Raw genomic sequence first — 25,135 nt, forward strand, 5'->3', positions numbered from 1 at the left:
AAAAAGTTTTTACGTATCTGGGCTTGATTTTAGCAACATGCTTGGTTCTTGTAGCCTGTGCTTCAAATAAGTCAGCTGAAAAGAAAAAACGAATCAACTTCGACATAACGTGTCAAGGCTAATACTAAGACACCAACTCAAGTGTTTTCAAAGTTTCTCAGGGTAAGCTGTAATATGATTGGCAAGATTCAGGACTATAAACTGAAGGAAGTGAAAGTCAAGAAAGATGAAGCAACAGTGACTTTTACTTCACTCTCTGTTAGTTTCCATGGAGCTGAAGCTGCTGTTCGTACTATCCTTATGAGTCCCTATGGTATTAATATTGACAAGTTGAAGTACTGGAACCAATCTGATAAGAGTAATGATGAAAAGGGTAAGGGCAAAGATCTCACAACAAAGTTCCTTTAGTGTGAAAACTTTAACGGTGATTTAAGGATATTGATAAAGAATTGTTCTGTATACCTTTGACAGGTTCAGATAATTTGGAAAGGAACTTCAATTTATCGAAGATAATGGGGTCAACTGGACTATCTCTACAAAAAATTATAAAGAACTTGTCGAGGATCTGGTTGACCATGCTGAATCAGAAAATAAAGTCGTTTACGCTGAACGTATCCATAAGGATTTGTCAGACTATCAACCTGAAGATAGTAGCGACTCAAGTAATAAGTTATCAGGTAAGGACAAGTAGTATTTTATTGCATTTGATGTTAATCATATACGGGAAGCTTTTTTGGACGAGAAGAGTTATTACATGAGTGGCAACCATTTTCTATCACCACTTAGGTTTTTATTATTAGACAAGTTGGGATAAAGATGGTAAACTGTTATTGCTAACTATTAATGAGAGTATCGAGGATTATAGATATGAAAAAATGGCTTGCAGTCATGGGGATTCTTGGATTGTCAGTTATGACTTTGGCAGCTTGTGGAAACAAAGGTGACAGTAAGGTATCTGGTGAAAAGCAGACGATTACTGTTGCGACTGACTCTGATACGGCACCTTTCACTTTTAAAAAAGGTGATGACTTCAAGGGTTATGATATTGATTTGGTAAAGGCTGTTTTTAAGGATTCAGACAAGTATGAGGTCAAGTTTGTAACGACGCCTTTTGATTCCATCTTGACAGGGGTGGATTCTGGACGTTATCAGATTGCAGCTAATGATTTTAACTACAATGAAGAGCGTGCACAGAAATATAGTTTTTCAGATCCGATTTCACGTTCTAACTATGCAATCATCAGTGCTGAGGGTACAAAGTATACTAGCCTAGACGATTTGTCTGGTAAGACAACAGAAGTGCTTCCTGGCACTAACTACGCTCAGTTGCTTGAAAACTGGAACCACGCCAATGCGGACAAGACACCAATTACAATCAATTACGCTTCTAGCTCGACGGGTCTTTCAACACGCGTTCAACACATTCAAGAAGGAAAAATTGATTTTATCCTTTATGATGCCATTTCGTCTGAGTATATTGTTAAAGATCAAGGCTATAAGTTGGCTGTAAACAAGCTTAAAGACGATATCGGTATGAAGACTGATGGTCTTGAATACCTTATTTTCTCAAAAAATAAGCAAGGTAAGGAACTCAAGACTTTTGTCAATAAGCGTATCAAAGAGCTTAAGAAGGATGGAACCCTTGCCAAACTCAGTAAGGAATACTTCGGTGGCGATTACGTCAGTGATTTGAAATAAGACGGTTAAAAGTTGAAAAGTTGAGACTCTTGTCTCTGCTTTTTGACGTTAATAAAGCTGAATTATCAGTGATATGATTTCCTTATCACTTTGATAAGAAAAGACTATTTCACAGACTTTCTGAGTCGTGCTATAATGAATATTATAAAATTTATGATAAGATATTTGAACGGTTAGCACTAGGCTAACCGACTTTTTTAGAAAGAAAGGGCGACATTGTGAAAAAGAGTATAGAAGCATTTAATCGGTCACCTTGGTATCTTCAAGTTATCCTTGGCTTGGTTGGTTTGGCAGTAGCTGTTGCTTTAGCCATTCCCTTATCATGGCTAGTGGAAATCCTTTGGGGCTATGTTTTGCAATTGGTTACAATTGTCTTCAAATGGATTTCATCTTGGATGCCAGCTGGTAAGCTCTTCTCATGGAAGGCTGTCTTCGATGCTGTTCCTAAGATTGTAGAACGCTTGCCTTTAACCTTGGGATTGACTATTGCAGGTGCCTTCTTTGGTTTGATTTTGGCCCTTGTCTTTGCGGTTGTTAAAATTAATCGAGTACGTATCCTTTATCCAATTCAAGCCGTTTTTGTGAGCTTCTTGCGTGGGACACCAATCCTTGTACAACTCATGTTGACTTACTATGGTATTCCACTCTTCCTTCGTTACTTGAATGGTGAGTTCGGCTTAGATTGGAACATTAATGAGATTCCACCAGCTATCTTCGCTATTACAGCCTTTGCCTTTAATGAAGCAGCTTACATGAGTGAGACCATCCGTGCAGCGATTCAGGCCGTTGACGCTGGGGAAATCGAAGCTGCCCGTTCTCTTGGGATGACATCAGCACAAGTTTACCGTCGTGTCATCATTCCAAATGCGGCAGTTATTGCGACACCAAGTTTGATTAACAGTTTGATTGGTTTGACTAAGGGAACATCACTTGCCTTCAGTGCAGGTATCGTTGAAATGTATGCGCAAGCTCAAATCTTAGGTGGTGCTGACTACCGTTACTTTGAACGTTATATCTCAGTAGCTCTTGTATACTGGGCAATCTCAATCTTGATTGAGTACATTGGTCGTTCAGTTGAAAATCACATGGCCATTAAGGCTCCTGAAGCGACTGACATTTCTGGCATTGGAGGTGACCGCTAATGATTAGTATCAAAAATGTGACCAAGGAATTTTCAGGACAAAAGGTTCTAGATGGCATCGATATTGACATTGAAAAAGGTGAAGTTGTGGCTCTTGTTGGTGCCTCTGGTGCAGGGAAGTCGACTATCCTTCGTTGCTTGAACTATTTGGAACAACCTGATTCTGGTACTATTGCCATTGATGATTTCAAGGTGGATTTTGGAACAATTACCAAGGAGCAAATCCTTACCCTTCGCCGTAAGTTGGCTATGGTTTTCCAACAGTTTAACCTCTTTGAACGTCGTACAGCCTTGGATAATGTTAAGGAAGGTCTTAAGATTGTTAAGAAACTTTCTGACGAAGAAGCTACCAAGATTGCGAAAGAAGAGCTCGCTAAGGTTGGGCTTTCTAATCGTGAAAATTACTACCCACGTCACTTGTCGGGTGGTCAAAAGCAACGTGTGGCTTTGGCTCGTGCCCTTGCAATGAGGCCTGATGTGCTCTTGCTTGACGAACCAACATCTGCCCTTGACCCTGAGTTGGTTGGTGAGGTTGAAAAATCAATCGTAGATGCGGCTAAATCAGGTCAAACCATGATTTTGGTCAGTCACGACATGAACTTTATTTATCAAGTGGCTGACAAGGTGCTTTTCCTTGAAAAAGGTCATATCCTTGAACAAGGAACACCTGATGAAATCTTTAACCATCCAAAAGAAGAGCGAACAAAAGAATTCTTCGCTTCTTATTCAAAACAATATCTTTAAGATGGGATTTTTGTTACAATAGAAAAGGTGATGGGATAGGACTACATTTCTAGTTCATAGTCAAAGTCCCACAAGGATGACTAGGAACTTTTGAATACTTCAAAGGCGACTAAGGAGTCTACTCGGTGACTGCCTTATGTAGTTATTATTAATCGGATTCAGAGGTTGGAGAATATTGTCTCAGCCTTTTCTATTTTTCACTTTAGGATGATTTATGTTATTAAATATTTTTAAATTTTATCTCTTAGGCCTTGTGATTGCTTTCTTTGTTTGTTTGGTGATTGGTGTCTTTTGGCTTGGATGGCGTGCCCTACGTCATTTAGACAAAACCGTTAAGGAGCGTCAGGGTGCCCTCTATGATGCTATTATGATGTCGATGGTTTCGATCCCAGTATTGGCATTTGCTTTTATGACGATTCTTATCGTACTGAATGCATAATGCTAGCTTTGTTGGCACATTAGGTGTAAGATATCTCTACAAGAAAATCATATAAGGAGTTACTCATGTACGATACAATTGTTATTGGAGCTGGTCCTGCGGGGATGACTGCAGCACTTTATGCAGCTCGTGCCAACCTTAAAGTGGCAACTTTGGAGCAAGGTGCTCCTGGTGGACAGATGAATAACACATCTGATATTGAAAATTATCCTGGTTTTGAAAGTATTTCTGGTCCAGAACTGTCCATGAAGATGTTTGAACCCTTGGAAAAATTGGGCGTTGAAAATCTTTATGGTATCGTGTCTGGTATCGAAGACAGGGGCAATTATAAAGTTGTCAAAACTGGTGACGAGGAGTACCAAACCAAGACAGTTGTCATTGCGACGGGTGCTAAACACCGCCACATTGGTGTTGCTGGTGAAGAAGAGTACAACAGCCGTGGTGTCTCTTATTGTGCGGTATGTGATGGTGCCTTCTTCCGCAATCAAGACCTCTTGGTTGTTGGTGGTGGAGACTCTGCTGTTGAAGAAGGAATTTATTTGACACGCTTTGCCAATAGCGTGACCATTGTTCACCGTCGTGACGAATTGCGTGCTCAAAAGGTCCTTCAAGCCCGTGCCTTCGCCAATGAAAAGGTCAAGTTTATCTGGGATTCCGTCGTTGAAGAAATCAAGGGTGATGACATCAAGGTTCGCAGTGTTGATATCAAGAATGTCAAAACTGGTGAGGTGACTAACCACGAATTTGGCGGTGTCTTTGTTTATGTCGGACTTGATCCTGTTTCAGATTACTTGACAGGCCTCGACATCACTGACCAAAATGGTTGGGTAATCACAGATGATAAGATGGCGACAAGTGTTCCAGGTATCTTTGCCATTGGTGATGTGCGTCAGAAAGACCTTCGCCAAATTACCACAGCCGTAGGGGAAGGTGCCATAGCCGGTATTGAAGCTTATAACTACGTGACTGCACTTGGTGATAAGTAACATAAATGGAAATTCGGGAGAATTTCGAGTTTTTTGTGTTTGTGTGATGATCTTTAGCTAGTCTAGCCTCCTTTGGAGTAACATCTATGTGTAGTTTTTTGTTATAATAGAGAAGTCTTACTAAAAGTCAGTAAAAACGAGGTGACCGACTTGCGTGTTGTAGCAGGTGATTTTGGCGGGCGTCCGCTTAAAACGTTAGAAGGCAAAACGACTCGTCCAACAACGGACAAGGTCAAGGGTGCCATTTTCAATATGATTGGTCCTTTCTTTGATGGAGGACGTGTTTTGGATCTTTTTTCTGGGAGTGGTAGTTTAGCTATTGAGGCTATTAGCCGTGGCATGTCGTCTGCTGTCCTCGTGGAAAAGGATCGTCGAGCACAGGCTGTTATTCAGGAAAATATCAAGATGACCAAGAGTGAGGAACAGTTCCAGCTTTTGAAGATGGATGCGGCGCGTGCATTGACACAATTGACAGGTCAGTTTGACTTGGTGCTCTTAGATCCGCCTTATGCGAAAGAGCAGATTGTGGCCAATATTACTCAGTTAGAGGAGCAGGGGCTCTTGTCTGAAGAGGTGATGTTGGTTTGTGAGACTGATAAGGGTGTGGACTTGCCTGAAGAAGTTTCAAACTTTGGGATTTGGAAGCAGAAAACCTATGGTATCAGTAAGGTGACCGTTTACGTGCGTTAGCCTTTGGTAGGGAAGTTGTAGAAAGGAAATGCTATGACCAAGATTGCTATGTTTACGGGGGCTTTTGATCCGATTACAAATGGGCATATGGATATTATTGTCAGAGCCAGCAAACTCTTTGACGAGCTCTATATAGGACTTTTTTATAATAAAAATAAGCAGGACTTCTGGGATGTTGCGACTCGCAAGCGTATCTTGGATGAGGTTGTGGCAGATTTTCCTAATGTCAAGGTCATAACGGCCCACGATAGTCTGGCTGTAGATGTCGCCAGAGATCTTGGTGTAACTTATCTGGTTCGAGGCCTACGCAATGCGACAGACTTTGACTATGAGGCTAATATGGACTATTTCAATAAAGGTTTGGCGCCAGAACTTGAAACGGTTTATTTGATTGCTAGTCATGAGGTGACACCGGTGTCTTCAAGTCGTGTGCGTGAGTTGATTTATTTTGAGGGGGACATTAGCTCCTATGTTCCGCAAGCAGTTGTTAAGGAAGTGGAGGCCAAGCGTGGCAAACAAGACAAAATCTAAAGCGCTATTAGAGAAAATGTGGCGTATTAAGTGGTGGTTATTAAGTATTTTTACGGTACTTTTCCTCCTTTTTGCCCTCTTTTTCCCGCTCAATAATTACTATGTGGAGCTTCCGGGTGGTGCTTTTGATACCAAGGAAGTCTTGACAGTGAATAAGAAAGCTGATGATTCTAAGGGCTCCTATAATTTTGTGGCGGTGGCTCAAACCAAGGCGACTTTGGCCTTGATGCTCTATGCTCAGTTTAATGATTTTGCAAAGCTTCAAACGGCTGAAGAGGCAACTGGAAATTACTCTGATGAAGATTTCATGCGCATCAACCAATTTTACATGGAGACTTCTCAAAACCAAGCGGTTTATCAGGGCTTGACTCTGGCTGGTAAGGAGGTTAGTTTGGAGTATATGGGTGTCTATGTGCTTCAGGTTGCTGATGATTCTAGCTTCAAGGGTGTCCTCAATATTGCTGATACGGTGACGGCTGTTAATGGTAATACCTTTGATAATTCTACTGACATGATTAAATACGTTCAAGGACTTAAGCTGGGTTCAAAGGTCAAGGTCACTTATATGAGAGATGGCAAAGAAAAGACTGCTACTGGTAAGATTATTAAGATTGCCAATGGCAAAAATGGTATTGGTATCGGCCTAACGGACCATACTGAGATCAAGAGTCCTGAGAATGTTAAGTTTAAACTGGATGGTGTCGGTGGGCCAAGTGCTGGTCTTATGTTTACCTTGGCTATTTACGATCAGGTGTCTGGTCAAGACCTCAAGGCTGGCCGCAAGATTGCTGGTACAGGAACTATTGAAAAAGATGGGGCTGTCGGTGATATCGGTGGGGCCTATCTCAAGGTGAAATCTGCGGCTGATAGTGGCGCAGACATTTTCTTCGTGCCAAATAATCTAGTAACTAAGGAAATGAAAAAGGCTGATCCGGATGCCAAGACTAATTATCAAGAGGCCAAGGAAGCTGCCGAGAAACTGGGGACCAAGATGAAAATCGTCCCTGTTAAAACAGCTCAAGAAGCCATTGATTATTTGAAAAAGACTAAATGAGAAGTGAGAGTAGGACAGACAGAAATCTATGATTTTGTCTCTGTCTTACTCTCTTTTTTAGACTAAAGTGTTATAATAGTCTGTATGAAAAAACGTTATAGAACAGTAAATGATTACTATCGCGAGATTTTTGGCGAAAAGATTTTCAAACTTCCTATAGATGCGGGCTTTGATTGTCCCAACCGTGATGGAACAGTGGCTCACGGTGGCTGTACCTTTTGTACAGTATCGGGGTCTGGGGACGCTATTGTAGCTCCTGAGGCACCGATTCGTGAGCAGTTTTACCATGAGATTGACTTTATGCACCGCAAGTGGCCAGAAGTTCATAAATATCTGGTTTATTTTCAAAACTTTACGAATACTCACGCACCACTTGAGGTTATCAAGGATCGCTACGAACAGGCTATCAATGAGCCTGGTGTTGTTGGGATCAATATAGGTACTCGCCCTGACTGTTTACCAGACGATGTGATTGATTATCTGGCAGAACTCACAGACCGCATGCACGTAACGGTTGAACTTGGACTGCAGACGACTTATGAAGAAACCTCAGAGCTCATAAACCGAGCACACAGCTATGAACTCTATGTGGAGACGGTGAAGCGCTTGCGTGAGCGTGCGCCCAAGGCTGAAATTGTATCACACCTGATTAATGGGTTACCGGGGGAAACTCATGAGATGATGGTGGAGAATGTTCGCCGTTGTGTGACTGATAATGACATTCAGGGGATTAAACTCCATCTCCTCCACCTGATGACTAATACGCGTATGCAAAGAGACTACCACGAAGGGGGTCTTAAATTGCTGAGTCAGGAAGAGTATGTGTCAATCATCTGTGACCAGTTGGAAATCATCCCTAAGGATATCGTCATTCATCGGATTACTGGTGATGCACCGCGAGATATGCTGATTGGACCTATGTGGAGTCTCAACAAGTGGGAAGTCCTTAATGCCATTGACAAAGAGATGGAACGTCGTGACTCATGGCAAGGGTGTAAAGTCGTTAGCAAGAAGGAGGAAAAAGCATGATTAAACGTCCCATTCATATGTCTCACGACTTTCTAGCAGAAGTGCTGGATGATGAGAGTATAGTTGTCGATGCGACCATGGGAAACGGTAATGACACAGCCTTTCTGGCTGGCCTTTCCAAGAAGGTCTATGCTTTTGACGTGCAGGAGCAGGCGCTTGGAAAGACCAGTCAACGCTTGTCAGACTTGGGAATTGAAAATACGGAACTCATTTTAGATGGTCATGAAAATCTGGACCATTATGTTAGGGAGCCTATTCGAGCAGCTATTTTCAATTTAGGCTATCTACCATCTGCAGACAAGAGTGTCATCACCAAACCTCACACGACCCTTGAAGCTATTGAGAAGATTCTTGACCGCTTAGAGGTGGGTGGTCGCCTAGCTATTATGATTTACTACGGTCATGATGGTGGTGATATGGAGAAGGATGCTGTTCTTGAGTATGTGATTGGTTTAGACCAGCGTGTTTTTACAGCCATGCTGTATCAACCTCTCAATCAAATTAATACGCCGCCATTTTTGGTGATGTTGGAGAAATTACAATGATTACAGATATTAAAGAAAAACTTGCAAATATGCAGGCCAAATATATAGACAAGCAGAGTGCTGAAGATAACTTAAAAACGGTTTACAATTGCAAAACGACGAAAATCAAGAAGAAACTAGCCAGTCTTGAGGTTGAACGTTGCCATAAACTTTTAGCTAAGGAAGACGTGACTGCCATTGATAAAAAAATTCGCAAGCAAAAAGAACTATTTTCTAACTGTTGTCATAAGGAAGGTTAAGAGAAACTATGCATTTATCATTAGCTTTGCTTGTTCTTCTGTTTAGCTTAATCTTATCGAACGTTATCAACCGCATTTTTCCACGACTTCCCCTACCTTTGATTCAAATTATTTTTGGAGTGGGTATTGGTTTTCTTCTTAAGGGGGAAGTTTTTGAGCTTGAAACGGAACTTTTTCTAGCGTTTATTATTGCTCCCTTGCTTTTTCGTGAGGGCGAAGAGAGTGACATTACCAGTATTCTACGTAACTGGAAGCTCATTCTGTTTTTGATTTTTCCAGTCATCTTCGTCTCTACGCTAGGAATCGGCTATCTTGCTAAGGCCGTCTTGCCTGCTTCGGGTGCCCTTGTCTGCCTGTCTAGCCCTCGGTGCCGCTCTTGGTCCAACGGATTTTGTTGCCTATTCCGCTATCTCCAAACGCTTCAGTTTTCCAAAGTGGATTAGCTATATTCTGCAGGGAGAGGGTTTGCTAAATGATGCCTCTGGCTTGGTCGCCTTTCGGGTGGCAGTAACTGCTTTGACAACGGGATCCTTCTCCCTCCTGGACGCGAGCTGGAATTTGGTTATCTCTGTAATTGGTGGTTTTTTGGTTGGCTTGATTACAGCTCTATTGAATCGTCTTTTTTTGACCATTTTAGATAATATGGATGCAGCAGATGTCACAGGTGCACTCTTACTAGAGTTAGTGCTACCGATTTCCTCTTACTTTGTAGCTGAGGAAATACATGTCTCTGGAATTATTGCTGTTGTTGTAGCAGGGATTTCACTTGCTAGCCGTTTCAAAAAAAATCACCGTATTTGATGCCAAATTGGATAGTGTCTCCCATACGATTTGGGGAACCATTACCTTTGTTCTTAATGGTATGGTCTTTTTCCTTCTGGGGACGGAACTGCCAACCTTAGCAACCCCAGTACTGTCTAGCAGTACTTATGATACGCTTTGGATGCTTCTTGCCATAGTCTTGTTAACAGCGATCATGTTTGGAATTCGTTTTGTCATGATTAGTGCAGTGTTTGCCCAAAGAGCTTGGCGGACCAAACGGTCACTGAAAAAAATATGGAAGGTTGCTACGATTTTGACTTTTTCTGGCGTAAAAGGAACGGTTTCGATTGCAACAATCCTTTTACTTCCGGTTGCTAATATGACTGCGCTAGAACACAGTCTCTTGACCTTTACAGTAGCGGGTGTTACACTATTGAGCTTCTTGATAGGTATTTTAATTCTACCTAGGTTAGCTACCGGACCAGCACATACGACCAACCATTACATGCAGATTGCTATTCTTAATGATGTGGTAAGAGAGCTAGAAAAAGACCTGAAGCAGTCTGCAAATCAAGGAGCTGTTTATGCTACCATTGACAACTATAACCAACGTTTGGAAGATTTAATCTTGGAGCAGGAATCAAATGATGTCAAGGAAGAGTTAGCTAATATCCGTATCATGATTATGGAAATCGAGAGTGAGGGTTTGGAATATGCCTACAAGAAGGGGAAGATTTCAGAACTCGAATACAATCTATACCAACGTTATATCAAAGGCTTGGAGCGCCGTATCAACCGTGGTTTTGTTTCTAGTTTCTCTTATGCCTCTGCTGTTTTCGTTCTTGGTCTTCGTAGAATTTTGCACCTAGCTTTTACCTTCAAGTTTCGATTTGAACAAGAGGAGAATAGGCGAGGTCCTCGATTGACCGAGGAAAATCGTGATCATATGACTGAGCTTTATTTAACAAATACTGAGCAGGTTTTGGAAGCCTTGAGTAATCTGGAAGGTGTCTATCATTCAGATCTTTTGTCTTATTTGAAACGCTGTCGGATTCGAGAGGCTGAAATTATTCAATCTGGAGCCTTTGTCGAGCGGGTTATCACTCACTTAAATCCAGACTATGTTGACGAAATGTTGCGAGGCTATTTTTTGGAACGTAAGATTATCATCGAATATGAACAAGCTGGGCGTATTTCTAGTCGTTATGCCAAACAGCTTCGTAAGGAAGTCAATACTTTGGAAAACTATACTCTCAAAGAAACAAGCAATACTTTGATATATGATATGATCAATCTAGCCCGAAGGGGAGCTTAAGAAAGAATTTAGAGTAGAAAAAGAAGCTAAGTTATTAATTTGGCTTCTTTTAATGTTTGCTTTTTTCATTATCGTGGTCAGGAAAGAGACAGCCCAATCCTAGGCCTACTAGGATACCGGAAACAATCAGAGTTTCGGTAGGAATAGGGAATAGGGAGGAGTAGGTCATAGATTGCATTAGCAATCATCAGCCCAATCAAGGCACTAATGAGGCTAGACTTATAATCTTTTTTCATGAAATTCTCAATTGTAAAGAAGATTAACAAGACAACTGGAAAGAGCGGCCATCGGACAATATCATATGTCTATGTGGTTAATCTTAGAATTTATTCGGTCAAAAAAGAACTGTTTTGTTATCGAATCGGTAAAAGTCAAAAGATTTCCTCACACAGTAAAACCTCTGACAAAATCTGTTTATATATAGTCGCTGCACAATTTATTTTATTCAAGAACGTCTATAGAACACCTTGTCCTTCCAGCCTTAATTTTGTATAGCGTATCTCAAATAAAAAAGAAGTAATGATGAAAGAATAAATCCCCCCAGACTTATAGTCTAGGGGACTTGTTTCTTTAATGTTGTTCGTATATTAGCCCTAAATCAAGCTACTTTATGACTGATCTCTATAAAAGAGGGTTAATGTAAAAACGATGGTCGTCAATTGGAATAATTTGAACAGGATTTTGATAGAAGTCAGCTAAGACTTCTGGTGTGATGACATCATTTTTGGGTCCTTGTGCTACGATTTTTCCTTGACGGAGTAGGAGAATATGGTCCATGTTTTCAGTGATTTCCTCAGCGTGGTGAGTGACGTAAAGAACCAGTGGAGCATGAGGAAGCGAGGTGATACGATCAATCTGACGCAAGAGTTTTTCACGAGCAAATAGGTCCAAGCCAACAGTCGCTTCATCAAGAATAATGATGTCAGGATCTTCCATGAGACTGCGAGCAATCAAACAAATTTGTTTTTCTCCTTGAGAGAGGCCATGGTATTTACGACCTATCAAATCCCCAGCACCAAGTGAGGTCAGCATGTCCTTGGCTTCTTGCAACTCCTTATCCCCATATGCCTTGTAGAGGATTGAGCTCTTGTATTTACCAGTAAGGACGATTTTTTCTGCAGTCATATGCTTAGGCAGACGCTCAGTGATGAAGGAACTGACAATACCGATATGTTTGCGAAGACCCGTGATGTCTCCATTACCAAAGGTATAGCCAAGTATTTCAGCATGACCTTCGGAAGGAAAGAACTCAGCTGTCAATAAGCGTAGAAGTGTTGATTTTCCTGCACCATTAAGTCCAAGGATAGCCCAGGTCTGGCCTTTTTCAACTGACCAGTTAAGATTGGACAAGAGTGTTTTTCCTTGGCGAGCCAAGCTGACATTTTCTAAGCGTATAAGTGACATAAGTCTCTCCTTCGATGATAAATTACTCTAAGTATAGCATAAAATAGGAACCTATATTGGAAAATTGTGATATAATGAAAGTCAGAATTTTTTTTAGAGGAGAAGAAAAAATGGAAGACTCTAGCGGTCAGTCCTTATTATTTCAATTTATTTTATTACTAATTTTAACCTTACTTTCGGCCTTTTTCTCAGCGTCTGAGATGGCTTTAGTATCACTAAACCGTTCACGTGTGGAACAAAAGGCTGAAGAAGGCGACAAGAAATTTATTCGCCTGCTCAAGGTTCTTGAAAATCCCAATAACTTCTTATCAACTATTCAGGTTGGTATTACTTTTATCGGTCTTTTGCAAGGGGCCAGTCTCTCTGCTTCCCTAGGAGCAGTTATAGCGACCTGGTTTGGTAACGTAGCTTGGGCTAAAACAGCAGGTAGCGTGGTATCTTTGGTGGTCTTGACTTACATTTCTATCGTTTTTGGTGAGCTTTATCCTAAGCGTATTGCCATGAACCTAAAGGAAAATCTGGCCATCTACTCAGCACCTGTCATTATTGTAACTGGTAAGATTGTCAGTCCCTTTGTATGGATTCTTTCGGCATCAACCAACCTCTTGTCTCGTTTGACACCTATGACTTTTGATGATGCGGATGAGCCGATGACACGTGATGAGATTGAGTACATGTTGACCAAGAGTGAGGATACACTTGAAGCTGAAGAAATCGAAATGCTTCAAGGTATCTTTTCTCTTGATGAATTAATGGCGCGTGAAGTCATGGTTCCTCGTACAGATGCCTTCATGATAGATATTGAAGACGATACTCAGGAAAATATCCAAGCCATTCTAAAGCAAAGCTTCTCTCGTATCCCTGTCTACGAAGATAACAAGGATAAGATTATCGGTGTAATCCATACCAAAAAACTCCTTAAAGCGGCTTATGAGCTCGGTTTTGAGAATGTTAATCTTCGCCGTATCATGAATGAGCCCCTCTTTGTTCCAGAAACAATTTTCGTTGACGACCTCTTGGCAGCCTTTCGTAACACCAATAATCAAATGGCTATCTTACTTGATGAATATGGTGGTGTGGCTGGTCTGGTGACCTTCGAGGATCTTTTGGAAGAAATCGTCGGTGAAATTGATGACGAAACAGATAAAGCTAGTGTGGAAGTTCGTGAAATAGGAGAGAATACCTATATTGTTGAAGGATCTATGACTCTTAATGACTTCAATGAACACTTTGACACAGAGCTTGAAAGTGATGATGTTGATACTATCGCAGGCTATTATTTGACTGGTGTAGGAGCAATTCCCACTCAAGAAGTTAAGGAACATTACGAAGTTATTAACAAGGACAAACGTCTTGAATTTATTAACGATAAGGTTAAGGATGGTCGCGTAACCAAACTTAAGGTAATCATCACAGCTGCTCCAGAAGAAGCAGGAGAATAGAATTAACCAGCTTTAGATTAGAAAAGACTAGAGCTAAAAAGTAAGATAATGATAATTGAGCGCCTTCTTTCCTTTGGATTGAAAGTGCTTTTTATTATCTTTTTGATAAATATTTTTTAATATATAATTAGATTAAAAATATATGATAACCTCTATGCTATGCTTTATTATAAAAATAAAACATCTAGTTATTATTGACCTACGACATTTTTTTGAAGTAATTTAAACGGGTTTTGAAATTATGGTAGACTAAGAATAAAAATAAATAATATTTTGATTAAAACGCCTTTCTATTACTTTTTATGACAGAATATAAATTAACTGATAAATGATAAAGGAGAATCTTAATAGCTTCTAAAAAATCTCTATATTCTATACATAGTAGCTTACTTTTACTCACCCTTACTCTAGGAGACTTTCTACCAGTAACTTCTTTTGCAGATGCCGGCATTGCGACAAATGATACTGTTCTTATGCAGCCAAAAACTGATACAGATACAAATACAAGTGAGGACCCTCAATCACCTGAAGTTCCTTCAGTCAACGTTAATGGTTGACCTGTTGCTATTGTAACACCAGCAGCACCAGCTATAACGGCACCTGGTCAAACAATCCCTTCTAAACAAAATAGTCAGCTTGTTGTTGCCAATAATGACGGTACAACAAGTCTTGTTGTTCCATAAGTACAGGATTCAAAGTGAATGCTGACGGTACATTGACTGGTAAAGTATCAACTGTAATATTGACGCTTGTAGGAACATTCTTCCTTGTTCTTGCAGTTTTATTGGTATTCAAGAAACGTGCCTAATAGTATAGATAATAAAAAACCGGAAGAATCCAGTTTTTCCCTTTCTTCTTCTGGTATAGTATAGTTATATAGTAATTTTAGATGTATTATAGTATAACTTTTATCTTAAATTAGATAGACATGGAGCATGTTTCTGATAAAAGAGGTATAATAAAAAGTGTAAAAATCGTTTTTCAAGGAGGCTGACATGGCAGAAATTGATTACAGTCAGGTGACTGGACTTGTTCATTCAACCGAAAGTTTCGGATCCGTAGATGGTCCTGGTATCCGTTTTATTGTGTTTATGCAAGGCTGTAAGCTGCGTTGCCAATATTGTCATAACCCAGATACTTGGGCCATGAAGTCAAATAAGGCTGTTGAACGTACAGTTGAAGATGTCTTGGAAGAGGCTCTTCGCTTCCGTCATTTCTGGGGTGAGCATGGTGGAATCACTGTATCAGGTGGTGAAGCCATGCTTCAGATTGATTTTGTCACTGCCCTCTTTACAGAGGCTAAGAAGTTAGGGATTCACTGTACGCTTGATACGTGTGGCTTGTCTTATCGTAATACTCCAGAGTATCATGAAGTTGTCGACAAACTTTTGGCTGTAACTGACTTGGTTCTACTGGATATCAAAGAGATTGACCCCGAACAACACAAGTTTGTGACCCGTCAACCTAATAAGAATATCTTGGAATTTGCTCAATATCTGTCTGATAAACAAGTTCCGGTCTGGATTCGTCATGTCTTGGTACCTGGTTTGACAGATTTTGACGAACACTTGGTTAAGCTCGGCGAGTTTGTAAAGACCTTGAAAAATGTCGATAAATTTGAAATTCTTCCATATCATACGATGGGGGAATTCAAGTGGCGTGAACTTGGCATCCCTTATCCATTGGAAGGTGTCAAACCACCAACTGCAGATCGTGTTAAAAATGCTAAGGCTCTTATGCATACGGAAACTTATCAAGAGTATAAGAATCGTATCGGGGTTAAAACCTTGGATTAAAGAATAAGCTCTCAACAAGAGCTTTTTTATTTTGTTATTATTTAGGAAGCAATAAAAAGCAGGTAATTATGTTTCGTATTTTAAAAATTGATGATGACTTTGTTTACCTTAGTCATCCCGATGGGCGCTTGAAAAAATAGATCGTGCTCTTTTTGATTTTGATATAAATTTAGGGGATCGTGTTGAGGTCTATCAAGATGGAGAGTTGACAGTGGTTACTCCGGCGGAAGTTCAAATGGACTTGAGCCTTGAGGGAGATAAATCTGTTAAGTCTCATCTCTTACAAGGAATCTTAGATCTTTTCCTTGAGACCCTCAATATTTACAACAATCATTTGGGTGACTTGAAGAAGATTTCCACACAATTATTGATAACGCTTTTCATGGCTTGGAGCTTGTTGGGAGTTATTCTGGTTGAGCTTCTTCTCTTTGTGGAGTCAGTCATTGTGTTTGTATGGAGACTTTTGGTTCGACTTGTCAAATTAATGCGAATCAAAGATAATACTAAGGTCTTGATTGATGAGACGCAAAAACGCCATGCTAAGCGTGAACGTCAGAAAGCTCAAAGACGTGAGCAAGAAAGATGACGTCAAGAAGAGCAAGAAGAACGTGAGTATCTTCGTGAAACAGAACGTCAAAAGGAACTGATGATTTTTGAAGCAAGCCTTAGTCAGGAAGCAGAACGCGAGAGCCTTTCAACTAGTCTTGCTTTGGAGCAAGCAAGTGCCTATAGTCAATCTGCTAGCGAAGCCTGGGTAGAAGAAAGCCAAGCAACTTCAGAGTCAGAAGCTGTGTCTGAATCAGCAACGTCTGAAAAATAGAACAAGAAAAAGAACCGAGATTAATAACTCAGTTCTTTTTATATGATAAATCACAAGAATAAGTGCAACATTTACTCGAACTCATCCTCTAGAGATTCACAAACAGTTCTGTAAGCTAAACATTTTCGTGGTCGATGATTGATATCATCTAAGGCCTTGTTCAAAACCTTATCAGAGATAGTAGCTAAATCTGTTTTCTTTGGGAAATATCCTCTTAGTAAGCCATTTGCGTTCTCATTGCTTCCTCTCTACCAGAGGATAGCATGCAAACTCTTTTCCCTTGTCTGAAGTGAAAGTTATAAGAGTCTCTTTTGGAAATAGCCTACAAAGTTGTTCGATGGCTGAAAATATGGCTTTGGTTGTTCTATCTGGTATCTTGGAAGCTAAGTAAAAACGTGTTTTTCGCTCTAGAAAGGCCACTAAACACCCCTTGTTTTTGCCTCTGGAAGACACCACAGTATCAAGCCTCCCAGTGACCAAAGGTCTCACGATTCCTGACCTCCTTAGGACGTTTGGCAATTGGCGTACCAATTCTAAATCTTCCACCTGTTTCTTTGGGTTGTCGACTGTTTCCTTTCCGACGAAGGACGCTCAAATCCAGATCAATCAAACCAGTATAGAGCCAGTTATAGATGGTTTTATAGGTTTCTATCTTTATTCAGTCGGTTATGGTAAGCTGGGAGTAGCTTATAGTTTTTCCTCGGGTTCTGTTTGTTTCGTTACTTACAGTTTACACCAATGAAACGCTATGAGTTTTTTTGTTGAACTATATTTTACAATTTATTATATGAGAAAAGCACCGTAGGTGCTTGTGAGAGGTGACTATAGCGTTTTTTCAGAATCACGAACAACGAGCAAGTCAACTTTTGCGTGACGGAGAATGTACTCAGAGGATGAACCGACAAGAAGACGCTCAAAAGTATTGAGACCAGTGGCACCAATCATAATAAGGTCAACATTTTCCTTATCAGGGATATCAACAGCCAAAAGGCTCTTAGGATTACCGAACTCAATAACTTTGCGAATCTTAGTTAAACCAGCTTCTCTGGCTTGACGTTCATAGTTAGCCAATACAGCTTTAGCCTCGTCTTCTAGTTTTTCATAGATATAAGAGTCGAAAGTCATAATGCTTTGAAGGGCGCGTGTATCGATAACATGTACTAAAAGTAACTGTGCGTTATTACGTTTTGCAACGTGTACACCTTTGAGAAAGGCCAACTCTGATTCGTGAGAACCGTCGATGGCTACCATAATATGTTCATATTGTTGAGACATAAGCTCTACCTCCTATCTTCAGTTTTATTATACTCCTTTAATCTTAAAAATGAAAACATTGTTATGGGTTTTCTGAAATCTTTTTTGACTGCTTACTTTACGATACTATCAGTAATGGGAAGAGTTTGACCTTATCTAAAAATTGAATATTGTCTGAAAAAGAGGTATAATACAATCTGTTATTAGCTTCGTAAGAAACGAGATAATCAATGAGGAAGATAAATCTTCAGAAATGATGCCAAACGGGCTAGGTCTAAGATGGTGTCAATGAAAGTAAAAATCCCCATCAGGTGTTGAATTTTCTTATTTTCTACTAGATGTATCTGCTTTAGTATCTTTTGAAAGGATTAACCTATGAAAACATTTGATAAATCATCAAAGTTGGAACACGTTGCCTATGATATTCGTGGTCCAGTTTTGGATGAGGCCAACCGTATGATTGCCAAAGGTGAAAAAATTCTCCGTCTGAACACAGGAAATCCTGCGGAATTTGGTTTTACAGCACCAGATGAAGTCATTCGTGACTTAATTATGAATGTTCGTAACAGTGAGGGGTATTCAGATAGTAAGGGGATTTTCTCAGCTCGTAAGGCTATTATGCAGTATTGCCAGCTTAAGGGTTTCCCAAATGTAGACATCGATGATATCTATATTGGTAACGGTGTGTCAGAGATGATTCCCATGTCTATGCAGGCCTTGCTTGATGATGGTGATGAAGTCTTGGTTCCAATGCCAGACTATCCTCTTTGGACTGCTTGTGTCAGTCTAGCTGGCGGTAACGCTGTTCACTATGTCTGTGATGAAAAATCTAACTGGTATCCAGACATTGATGATATCAAATCAAAGATTACATCAAATACTAAGGCTATTGTTATTATCAATCCGAATAACCCGACAGGTGCTCTTTACCCTAAAGATGTTCTTGAACAGATTGTCGATATTGCACGCCAAAATGATTTGATTATCTTTGCGGATGAGATTTATGACCGCTTGGTTATGGATGGTAAGAAGCACATTGCTATTGCAAGTCTTGCACCAGACGTTTTCTGTGTATCTATGAATGGTCTTTCTAAATCTCACCGTATTTGTGGTTTCCGTGTAGGTTGGATGGTTCTTTCTGGGCCTAAGAAGAATGTTCGGGGCTATATTGAAGGGCTTGATATGTTGTCCAATATGCGCCTTTGCTCTAATGTGCTCTCTCAACACGTAATTCAGACCTCACTTGGGGGCTACCAATCTGTTGATGAGCTCCTGATTCCAGGTGGTCGTATTTATGAACAACGTGAGTTTATTACAAACACAGTAAACGATATTCCAGGACTCACAGCTGTTAAGCCAGATGCGGGTCTTTACATCTTCCCTAAGATTGACCGCAACATGTATGATATTGACGATGATGAAGAGTTCTGCCTTCGTCTTTTGAAGAAGGAAAAGGTCCTCTTGGTTCCAGGTAAAGGCTTTAACTGGAATGAACCGGACCACTTCCGTATTGTCTACCTTCCTCGTGTGGAAGAATTGGCTGATCTTGGAAATAAAATCGAGCGTGTTTTGTCATATTATAAGCGCTAAATTCGTGAAAACTGGACAAAAAGACTTGTTCGGTTTTTATCTTGCTTAAAAAGGAGTCGTTTTTAGTTAAAATCCGAACGTTTTCCCTGAAAAAAGACATAATATAATGAATAGTAGAATAATAAATAATTTTCAGACAATTGTTTGCAATTTTTAGTTCAGGTATGCTATAATGATAGTGCTAGCGGATCTTAACGGATATGCTTGGTACAGGACCTGTGATTATTAAGATTATAAATAGAAAGTGAAGGCAATAAAAATGGCAAATTTGCTTGATAAAACACGTAAAATTACTTCTATCTTGCAACGCTCAGTAGATAGTTTGGAAGGAGATCTTCCATACAACAACATGGCTGCTCAGTTGGCAGATATTATTGATTGTAATGCTGCTATTGTAAATGGTGGAGGTGCTCTCCTTGGTTTTGCTATGAAATACAAAACCAACAATGACCGTGTGGAAAAGTTTTTTAAAGCTAAACAACTTCCAGAGGAATACATACGTGGTATCAGCCGTGTTTATGATACTCAAGAAAATATCGGTATTGACAGTGACTTGACCATCTTCCCAGTGGAATTAAAAGATGATTTCCCTGACGGTTTGACTACAATTGCACCAATCTATGGTGGTGGTATGCGTCTTGGTTCTTTCATTATTTGGCGTAACGACCATGATTTTGTGGACGACGACCTTATCTTGGTTGAGATTGCATCTACAGTAGTTGGTTTGCAATTGTTGCATCTTCAAACAGAAAACTTGGAAGAAACGATTCGTAAACAAACAGCTATTAATATGGCTATTAATACATTGTCTTACTCAGAAATCAAGGCAGTTTCAGCTATCTTGAATGAGTTGGACGGTTTAGAAGGTCGTTTGACAGCCTCTGTTATCGCGGACCGTATCGGAATCACTCGTTCTGTTATTGTTAATGCTCTTCGTAAATTAGAATCAGCTGGTATTATTGAAAGTCGTTCGCTTGGTATGAAAGGTACTTACCTTAAAGTCCTTAACGAAGGTATCTACGACAAATTGAAAGAATACGAATAAAACATTGAATAGAAGTGAGGTAGGTTGAGGCTGCCCCACTTTTTTTAAAAGGAGAAGGTAATATGACAAAAGCATTGATTTCAATTGATTACTCTTATGACTTTGTAGCAGATGATGGGAAGTTGACGGCTGGTAAGCCTGCCCAAGCCATTGAAGATCGCATTGCTCAGGTAACGCAAGAAGCCTATGACAATGGAGATTATATCTTTGTGGCTATGGACCGACATGATGAGGGGGATACTTTCCATCCTGAGACTAAACTCTTTCCGCCTCACAATATTGCAGGGACAGCTGGGCGAGAACTTTATGGTAAGTTGGCTGGTGTATATGATGCCATCAAGGATGATCATCGTGTCTTTTGGATGGACAAACGTCACTATTCAGCTTTTTCAGGAACAGATTTGGATATTCGTTTGCGTGAGCGTCGTGTGACAACAGTCGTTTTGACGGGAGTTTTAACAGATATTTGTGTGTTACATACGGCTATTGATGCTTATAATTTGGGCTATGATATCGAGGTGGTAGAGAGTGCAACAGCCTCCTTGACGACAGAAGCACATGATTTTGCCATTGGGCATTTTAAAAATGTTCTTGGAGCGACAATTGTAGAGTAAGAGTTGGTTCTTACTCTTTTTTTGATAATTCCTCTCTATCAACTGATTAAGAATATGAATTAGTCAAGCGAATATATTCGTGTTAGACTAAAGGCATTGATTTCATCTGAGAGGAGAAAAATGATGAAAACAAAACGATTATTAGGTTTTGTGGCTATCGCTGTTGCTTCTGTAGGTATTTTGGCAGCTTGTGGTAAGGATGCTGCTAAGGATCAGACGGTGGTTCGAGTAGGGACCATGGCTAAGAGTGAGTCTGAACAAGCACGCTGGGATAAGATCGAAGAAATCTTGAAAAAAGAGGGAATTACGCTTAAGTTTAGCGAGTTTACGGACTATTCTCAACCAAACGTAGCCCTCAATAATGGTGATATTGATATTAATGCTTTCCAACACTATAATTTCCTTGATAACTGGAACTCGGATCATAAGACTGACTTGGTACCAATTGCTGAGACTTATTTCACAGCTTTCCGTGTCTATTCTGGTACAGAGGGTGGTAAGAACAAGTATAAGGATATTAAAGAGTTGCCAGAAGGTGCTACGATTGCCATTCCAAATGATGCCGTTAATGAAAGTCGTGCCCTTAATCTCTTGCAGTCTGCTGGCTTGATTAAACTTAGTGTAGGTGCAAATGACAAGGCTAAGTTGACTGATGTTAGTGAAAATAGCAAGAATTTAAATATCAGAGAAGTTGATGCTGCTCAGACAGCTGCCAACATTGATTCTGTCGATGCGGCCATTATTAATAATGACTTCGTTACAGAGGCTGGTATTGATCCTAAGACAGCTATCTACGTAGAGCCCGCTAGTAAAAATACTAAGCAATGGTACAATCTACTTGTAGCCCAAAAAGGTTGGGAAAAATCAGATAAGGCTGATGCTATCAAGAAAGTTATCAAGGCTTATCATACTGACGAAGTCAAAGGAATCATCAAGAAATCATCTCAAGGTTTGGATGAACCAGTTTGGTAAGAGAGGACGCTATGGAAAGAGCTATTTTTGCCGGAGGGTGCTTCTGGTGCATGGTGCAACCTTTTGAGGAGCAAGAAGGTATTCTATCTGTTCGCTCTGGTTATACTGGAGGACATGTACCAAACCCAACTTACGAGGAGGTATGTCGTAAAACGACGGGGCACACCGAGGCAGTGGAGATTATCTTTGATCCAGAAATTATTTCTTTTGCTGATTTAGTCGAAATTTATTGGGCACAGACCGATCCGACGGATGCTTTTGGACAATTTGAGGATCGTGGTGATAATTACCGTCCTGTGATTTATTATTTTGATGAGCGTCAAAAGAAAATTGCTGAACAATCTAAGGCTAATCTTCAAGCCTCAGGACGTTTTGACCGTCCAATCGTGACAAAGATTGAACCTGCGGAGACTTTCTACGAAGCCGAAGCTTACCATCAGGGATTTTATAGGACTAATCCTGAACGTTATGCGCAGAGTAGCGCTATTCGTCACCAATTTTTAGAAGAAAATTGGAAATAAGTCATCATCGAGAGTAGGAAGTTATCCTACTCTCAATTCTTTGTCTGAAATCATAGGATAGTATCAGTTTTCCGTAGTTTACTATAAGAAAACGATTACAGGCTATTGTATACTATTACTATATTAAGTCGAAATATATAAGAGGTAGAATAATGACTAAAAAATTAACGTTTCCTGACGGATTTTTTATGGGGGTGGTGCTACAGCAGCCAACCAATGTGAAGGTACTTATGATGCTGATGGGAGTGGGTTAGCCAATGTTGATGTGGTGCCAATTGGTGAGGATTGCCTTTCGATTATTACTGGACGTCCCAAGATGTTTGATTTTAAGGATGGTTTTATTTTTATCCAGCTAAGGAAAGCATTGATATGTACCACCGTTACAAGGAAAATATTGCTCTCTTTGGTGAAATGGGGTTTAAGACTTATCGACTTTCTATTGTTTGGTCTCGTATTTTTCCTAAGGGTGATGAGGCTGAGCCAAATGAAGTTGGGCTAGCTTTTTACGAGGACCTATTCAAGGAATGTCACAAACATAGCATCGAACCCTTAGTAACTATTACGCACTTTGATTGTCCAATGCACTTGATTACAGAGTATGGTGGATGGCGTAATCGTAAGATTCTTGGTTTCTATGAAAATCTTTGCCGTACCCTTTTCACACGTTATAAAGGTTTGGTTAAGTACTGGCTCACTTTTAACGAAATTAACATGATTCTCCATGCACCATTTATGAGAGCAGGGATCTGTTTTGAAGAGGGTGAGAATGAGGAGCAAGGTTAAATACCAAGCAGCTCACCAAGAGTTGGTAGCTTCATCTATGGCGACTAAGTTGGCTCACGAGATTGATCCTGAAAATAAGGTTGGTTGTATGTTGGCAGCCGGTCAGTATTATCCAAATACAGCCCACCCACATGACTACTGGGCAGCCATGCAAGAAGATCGTAGTAACTATTTCTTCATTGATGTCCAGAATCGTGGAGAGTATCCAAATTATGCTAAAAAGCAGTGGGAGCGTGATGGTATTAAGCTTGAGATGACTGAAGAAGATTTGGAGCTTCTCAAAGAGCATACTGTTGATTTCATTTTCTTTTCTTATTATTCAAGTCGTGTGGCTTCAGGTGATCCAGAAGTTAATGAAAAGACTGCCGGCAATATCTTTGCCCCTATTAAAAATCCATATTTAGAATCTTCAGAGTGGGGTTGGCAAATTGACCCACTAGGCCTTCGTATTACCCTCAATGCTATTTGGGATCGTTACCAGAAACCGATGTTTATCGTTGAGAATGGGATTGGTGCTGTGGATACACCAGATGAAAATGGTTATGTTGAAGACGATTATCGTATTGACTACTTGGCAGCCCACATTAATACCATGAGGGATGCCATCAATGAAGATGGTGTAGAACTTTGGGGATACACAACCTGGGGTTGTATCGATCTTGTTTCTGCCGGAACTGGTGAAATGAAAAAACATTATGGTTTCATCTATATAGACCGCGACAATGATGGTAAGGGTAGCCTTAAAAGCTCTAAGAAAAAATCATTTAACAGGTACAAAGAAGTTATCGCAAGTAACGGTGCCTCTGTAGAATAGTGGATTTGAGCTGTGTTCTGGTCTGGGTTCAATTTTACGAATCTAGCAAGCACTGAAAGAAAATTGATCTCCGATTGAAGTCAGCCTTTGGACTGGCTTTTTTGTAAGGGGTAGAAATTGTAATGTTTTCTAAAAATGATATTCTTATTAAAGTTTGAGATGGAGAAAATTTGGGTAAAAAATCAGTTGTATTTATAGCAGAGCCATCTCTATATGGAAAAGTTAGAGCTGGATCTTTAGTCTTTACGTGCACACCAAGGGTAGTGGAAAATTTATGTGCTAAATGAGAATTTACCGACAGATTAGTCTTCCCTTATGAATAGTTGTTTGGCTGCTATTGATTCGGAAATTCTCAATTGCCGTATGTCTGCAGAAAGCTTTAAACAATTTTCGCTTCCGAGTACGTATATTCATTATACGACTTTTTTCCGTTATGTGATTCCTGAGTTTGTTCAAGAAAATAGCGTTTTATATTTAGACTGTGATATGATTTTCACGCAGGATTTGTTACCACTTTTGAAGTAGATTTAAACGGATTTGGCATTAGAGCTGTTGCTCTTGCCCATCAAAAAGAGCAAAATCTTCATCAAAGATGCTGAGAATGGGTATCTGGTCCCTTATAGCGAGACTATGGATGAGGATTTACTTGTTTCTCAGGTGGTCGACAAGATTTTATTTGCCTTAGAAAGTGATCTTGAGTCTATGTACCAAGCCTCATACGACCTGGCAAAACATTATTTGAAACTAGAAATGTTAGAAGCCTGGAGAAAGCTCTTGATGCCCATACGATAACTGTTTTGAAAAAGCTGTATATTGGTAAACTGTAGTGACAAAAAAGTTGCTACAGTTTTTTTATCCTCCCAGTAAATTAGGCTAAATTATGGTAAAATAGAGGGTATTGAAAAAT

Annotated in this window: 25 protein-coding genes and 4 pseudogenes; 26 read left to right on the forward strand and 3 right to left on the reverse strand. The window is 40.0% G+C overall.

The genetic code is table 11. The features are described from left to right. Positions 1 to 174 precede the first annotated feature (174 nt). The 13 genes and pseudogenes from MHH90_RS01835 to MHH90_RS01895 all read left to right on the forward strand — a co-directional run bounded on the left by MHH90_RS01835 (position 175) and on the right by MHH90_RS01895 (position 11,173). Positions 175 to 408 (forward strand): hypothetical protein, encoded by a 234-nt coding sequence (locus MHH90_RS01835; RefSeq protein WP_002947030.1) that lies wholly within the window; start codon positions 175 to 177, stop codon positions 406 to 408. Positions 409 to 867: 459 nt separating this feature from the next. Continuing rightward, on the forward strand, positions 868 to 1,698 hold the full coding sequence (locus MHH90_RS01840; RefSeq protein ID WP_014608653.1) for a transporter substrate-binding domain-containing protein: 831 nt from the start codon (positions 868 to 870) through the stop codon (positions 1,696 to 1,698). A 395-nt stretch (positions 1,699 to 2,093) separates the two neighbouring features. Further along, complete coding sequence (locus MHH90_RS01845; protein WP_095559509.1) at positions 2,094 to 2,840, forward strand: amino acid ABC transporter permease; 747 nt, start codon at positions 2,094 to 2,096, stop codon at positions 2,838 to 2,840. Next, a complete protein-coding gene (locus MHH90_RS01850; RefSeq protein WP_011681551.1) occupies positions 2,840 to 3,583 on the forward strand; it encodes an amino acid ABC transporter ATP-binding protein in 744 nt (247 codons plus the stop codon). The genes MHH90_RS01845 and MHH90_RS01850 overlap by 1 nt, the downstream gene beginning before the upstream one ends. Positions 3,584 to 3,797: 214 nt before the next feature. After that, positions 3,798 to 4,022, forward strand: a complete 225-nt coding sequence (locus MHH90_RS01855; protein WP_082309114.1) for a DUF4059 family protein — start codon at positions 3,798 to 3,800, stop codon at positions 4,020 to 4,022. A gap of 32 nt (positions 4,023 to 4,054) precedes the next feature. Next, complete coding sequence (gene trxB, locus MHH90_RS01860) at positions 4,055 to 5,008, forward strand: thioredoxin-disulfide reductase (protein ID WP_259699870.1); 954 nt, start codon at positions 4,055 to 4,057, stop codon at positions 5,006 to 5,008. Positions 5,009 to 5,098: 90 nt separating this feature from the next. Continuing rightward, positions 5,099 to 5,698, forward strand: a pseudogene (gene rsmD / locus MHH90_RS01865) (16S rRNA (guanine(966)-N(2))-methyltransferase RsmD); the annotation flags it as partial. Positions 5,699 to 5,731: 33 nt separating this feature from the next. Beyond that, positions 5,732 to 6,229 carry a pantetheine-phosphate adenylyltransferase gene (coaD, locus tag MHH90_RS01870; RefSeq protein WP_014621910.1) on the forward strand — a complete coding sequence of 166 codons (498 nt, stop codon included), beginning with the start codon at positions 5,732 to 5,734 and terminating at the stop codon, positions 6,227 to 6,229. Further along, complete coding sequence (locus MHH90_RS01875; RefSeq protein ID WP_011681549.1) at positions 6,207 to 7,283, forward strand: SepM family pheromone-processing serine protease; 1,077 nt, start codon at positions 6,207 to 6,209, stop codon at positions 7,281 to 7,283. The genes coaD and MHH90_RS01875 overlap by 23 nt, the downstream gene beginning before the upstream one ends. 84 nt (positions 7,284 to 7,367) lie before the next feature. Beyond that, the gene (locus tag MHH90_RS01880; protein ID WP_011226463.1) at positions 7,368 to 8,312 is read left to right on the forward strand and encodes a TIGR01212 family radical SAM protein; all 945 of its coding nucleotides are present in this window, start codon (positions 7,368 to 7,370) and stop codon (positions 8,310 to 8,312) included. Further along, complete coding sequence (locus tag MHH90_RS01885) at positions 8,309 to 8,857, forward strand: tRNA (mnm(5)s(2)U34)-methyltransferase (RefSeq protein ID WP_011226462.1); 549 nt, start codon at positions 8,309 to 8,311, stop codon at positions 8,855 to 8,857. Before MHH90_RS01880 ends, MHH90_RS01885 begins: the two co-directional genes overlap by 4 nt. After that, complete coding sequence (locus tag MHH90_RS01890; protein WP_084830769.1) at positions 8,854 to 9,096, forward strand: hypothetical protein; 243 nt, start codon at positions 8,854 to 8,856, stop codon at positions 9,094 to 9,096. The genes MHH90_RS01885 and MHH90_RS01890 overlap by 4 nt, the downstream gene beginning before the upstream one ends. 8 nt (positions 9,097 to 9,104) lie before the next feature. Continuing rightward, positions 9,105 to 11,173: pseudogene (locus MHH90_RS01895) on the forward strand (cation:proton antiporter). A gap of 621 nt (positions 11,174 to 11,794) precedes the next feature. On the opposite strand, the gene MHH90_RS01900 reads toward MHH90_RS01895, so the two are convergent. Further along, positions 11,795 to 12,577, reverse strand: coding sequence for an ABC transporter ATP-binding protein (locus tag MHH90_RS01900; protein ID WP_011226459.1), 783 nt, complete (start codon positions 12,575 to 12,577; stop codon positions 11,795 to 11,797). Positions 12,578 to 12,687: 110 nt separating this feature from the next. Here MHH90_RS01900 and MHH90_RS01905 point away from each other — a divergent pair, with 110 nt between their 5' ends. From MHH90_RS01905 to MHH90_RS01925, 5 genes are all read left to right on the forward strand, one after another. Then, positions 12,688 to 14,019: a hemolysin family protein gene (locus tag MHH90_RS01905; RefSeq protein WP_002951727.1), complete on the forward strand. Its 1,332-nt coding sequence runs from the start codon at positions 12,688 to 12,690 to the stop codon at positions 14,017 to 14,019. Between the two features lie 697 nt (positions 14,020 to 14,716). Further along, entirely contained in the window at positions 14,717 to 14,827 is a 111-nt protein-coding gene (locus MHH90_RS01910) for an LPXTG cell wall anchor domain-containing protein (protein WP_014621906.1), read from the forward strand. A gap of 187 nt (positions 14,828 to 15,014) precedes the next feature. Next, complete coding sequence (pflA, locus tag MHH90_RS01915; RefSeq protein WP_002946980.1) at positions 15,015 to 15,815, forward strand: pyruvate formate-lyase-activating protein; 801 nt, start codon at positions 15,015 to 15,017, stop codon at positions 15,813 to 15,815. 211 nt (positions 15,816 to 16,026) lie between these two features. Next, entirely contained in the window at positions 16,027 to 16,401 is a 375-nt protein-coding gene (locus MHH90_RS01920) for a membrane protein (RefSeq protein WP_011681547.1), read from the forward strand. A gap of 60 nt (positions 16,402 to 16,461) precedes the next feature. After that, positions 16,462 to 16,635 carry a hypothetical protein gene (locus MHH90_RS01925; protein WP_167401590.1) on the forward strand — a complete coding sequence of 58 codons (174 nt, stop codon included), beginning with the start codon at positions 16,462 to 16,464 and terminating at the stop codon, positions 16,633 to 16,635. A gap of 71 nt (positions 16,636 to 16,706) precedes the next feature. Here the strand turns inward: MHH90_RS01925 and MHH90_RS01930 are convergent. Together MHH90_RS01930 and MHH90_RS01935 are read right to left on the reverse strand one after the other, a co-directional pair. Next, positions 16,707 to 17,278: pseudogene (locus MHH90_RS01930) on the reverse strand (IS30 family transposase); the annotation flags it as partial. A 179-nt stretch (positions 17,279 to 17,457) separates the two neighbouring features. Continuing rightward, a complete protein-coding gene (locus MHH90_RS01935; RefSeq protein WP_002946987.1) occupies positions 17,458 to 17,910 on the reverse strand; it encodes a universal stress protein in 453 nt (150 codons plus the stop codon). Positions 17,911 to 18,264: 354 nt separating this feature from the next. Here MHH90_RS01935 and MHH90_RS01940 point away from each other — a divergent pair, with 354 nt between their 5' ends. From MHH90_RS01940 to MHH90_RS01975, 8 genes and pseudogenes are all read left to right on the forward strand, one after another. Beyond that, positions 18,265 to 19,479, forward strand: a complete 1,215-nt coding sequence (locus MHH90_RS01940; RefSeq protein WP_002951721.1) for a pyridoxal phosphate-dependent aminotransferase — start codon at positions 18,265 to 18,267, stop codon at positions 19,477 to 19,479. Positions 19,480 to 19,738: 259 nt separating this feature from the next. Then, positions 19,739 to 20,524 (forward strand): GTP-sensing pleiotropic transcriptional regulator CodY, encoded by a 786-nt coding sequence (gene codY, locus MHH90_RS01945; RefSeq protein ID WP_002951720.1) that lies wholly within the window; start codon positions 19,739 to 19,741, stop codon positions 20,522 to 20,524. A 62-nt stretch (positions 20,525 to 20,586) separates the two neighbouring features. Then, positions 20,587 to 21,138 (forward strand): cysteine hydrolase family protein, encoded by a 552-nt coding sequence (locus tag MHH90_RS01950; RefSeq protein WP_002946999.1) that lies wholly within the window; start codon positions 20,587 to 20,589, stop codon positions 21,136 to 21,138. A gap of 123 nt (positions 21,139 to 21,261) precedes the next feature. After that, a complete protein-coding gene (locus MHH90_RS01955; protein WP_014608646.1) occupies positions 21,262 to 22,110 on the forward strand; it encodes a MetQ/NlpA family ABC transporter substrate-binding protein in 849 nt (282 codons plus the stop codon). A gap of 11 nt (positions 22,111 to 22,121) precedes the next feature. Next, the gene (msrA, locus tag MHH90_RS01960) at positions 22,122 to 22,631 is read left to right on the forward strand and encodes a peptide-methionine (S)-S-oxide reductase MsrA (RefSeq protein ID WP_041827375.1); all 510 of its coding nucleotides are present in this window, start codon (positions 22,122 to 22,124) and stop codon (positions 22,629 to 22,631) included. 152 nt (positions 22,632 to 22,783) lie between these two features. Next, a pseudogene (locus MHH90_RS01965) lies at positions 22,784 to 24,228 on the forward strand (6-phospho-beta-glucosidase). A gap of 363 nt (positions 24,229 to 24,591) precedes the next feature. Continuing rightward, the gene (locus tag MHH90_RS01970) at positions 24,592 to 24,753 is read left to right on the forward strand and encodes a glycosyltransferase (protein ID WP_224102937.1); all 162 of its coding nucleotides are present in this window, start codon (positions 24,592 to 24,594) and stop codon (positions 24,751 to 24,753) included. Positions 24,754 to 24,765: 12 nt separating this feature from the next. Continuing rightward, positions 24,766 to 25,020, forward strand: a complete 255-nt coding sequence (locus tag MHH90_RS01975) for a glycosyl transferase (RefSeq protein WP_024010053.1) — start codon at positions 24,766 to 24,768, stop codon at positions 25,018 to 25,020. Positions 25,021 to 25,135: the final 115 nt, after the last annotated feature.

The organism is Streptococcus sp. FSL E2-3488 (assembly GCF_038003585.1).
Classification (GTDB): domain Bacteria; phylum Bacillota; class Bacilli; order Lactobacillales; family Streptococcaceae; genus Streptococcus; species Streptococcus thermophilus.

What these genes read in the sequence shown, in the direction of transcription:
- MHH90_RS01835 (WP_002947030.1), top strand. Translation starts at nt 175, where the DNA reads ATGATTGGCAAGATTCAGGACTATAAACTGAAGGAAGTGAAAGTCAAG.
- MHH90_RS01840 (WP_014608653.1), top strand. Translation starts at nt 868, where the DNA reads ATGAAAAAATGGCTTGCAGTCATGGGGATTCTTGGATTGTCAGTTATG.
- MHH90_RS01845 (WP_095559509.1), top strand. Translation starts at nt 2,094, where the DNA reads ATGCCAGCTGGTAAGCTCTTCTCATGGAAGGCTGTCTTCGATGCTGTT.
- MHH90_RS01850 (WP_011681551.1), top strand. Translation starts at nt 2,840, where the DNA reads ATGATTAGTATCAAAAATGTGACCAAGGAATTTTCAGGACAAAAGGTT.
- MHH90_RS01855 (WP_082309114.1), top strand. Translation starts at nt 3,798, where the DNA reads ATGTTATTAAATATTTTTAAATTTTATCTCTTAGGCCTTGTGATTGCT.
- coaD (WP_014621910.1), top strand. Translation starts at nt 5,732, where the DNA reads ATGACCAAGATTGCTATGTTTACGGGGGCTTTTGATCCGATTACAAAT.
- MHH90_RS01880 (WP_011226463.1), top strand. Translation starts at nt 7,368, where the DNA reads ATGAAAAAACGTTATAGAACAGTAAATGATTACTATCGCGAGATTTTT.
- MHH90_RS01885 (WP_011226462.1), top strand. Translation starts at nt 8,309, where the DNA reads ATGATTAAACGTCCCATTCATATGTCTCACGACTTTCTAGCAGAAGTG.
- MHH90_RS01890 (WP_084830769.1), top strand. Translation starts at nt 8,854, where the DNA reads ATGATTACAGATATTAAAGAAAAACTTGCAAATATGCAGGCCAAATAT.
- MHH90_RS01900 (WP_011226459.1), bottom strand. Translation starts at nt 12,577, where the DNA reads ATGTCACTTATACGCTTAGAAAATGTCAGCTTGGCTCGCCAAGGAAAA.
- MHH90_RS01905 (WP_002951727.1), top strand. Translation starts at nt 12,688, where the DNA reads ATGGAAGACTCTAGCGGTCAGTCCTTATTATTTCAATTTATTTTATTA.
- pflA (WP_002946980.1), top strand. Translation starts at nt 15,015, where the DNA reads ATGGCAGAAATTGATTACAGTCAGGTGACTGGACTTGTTCATTCAACC.
- MHH90_RS01925 (WP_167401590.1), top strand. Translation starts at nt 16,462, where the DNA reads ATGATTTTTGAAGCAAGCCTTAGTCAGGAAGCAGAACGCGAGAGCCTT.
- MHH90_RS01935 (WP_002946987.1), bottom strand. Translation starts at nt 17,910, where the DNA reads ATGTCTCAACAATATGAACATATTATGGTAGCCATCGACGGTTCTCAC.
- MHH90_RS01940 (WP_002951721.1), top strand. Translation starts at nt 18,265, where the DNA reads ATGAAAACATTTGATAAATCATCAAAGTTGGAACACGTTGCCTATGAT.
- codY (WP_002951720.1), top strand. Translation starts at nt 19,739, where the DNA reads ATGGCAAATTTGCTTGATAAAACACGTAAAATTACTTCTATCTTGCAA.
- MHH90_RS01950 (WP_002946999.1), top strand. Translation starts at nt 20,587, where the DNA reads ATGACAAAAGCATTGATTTCAATTGATTACTCTTATGACTTTGTAGCA.
- MHH90_RS01955 (WP_014608646.1), top strand. Translation starts at nt 21,262, where the DNA reads ATGAAAACAAAACGATTATTAGGTTTTGTGGCTATCGCTGTTGCTTCT.
- msrA (WP_041827375.1), top strand. Translation starts at nt 22,122, where the DNA reads ATGGAAAGAGCTATTTTTGCCGGAGGGTGCTTCTGGTGCATGGTGCAA.
- MHH90_RS01970 (WP_224102937.1), top strand. Translation starts at nt 24,592, where the DNA reads ATGTCTGCAGAAAGCTTTAAACAATTTTCGCTTCCGAGTACGTATATT.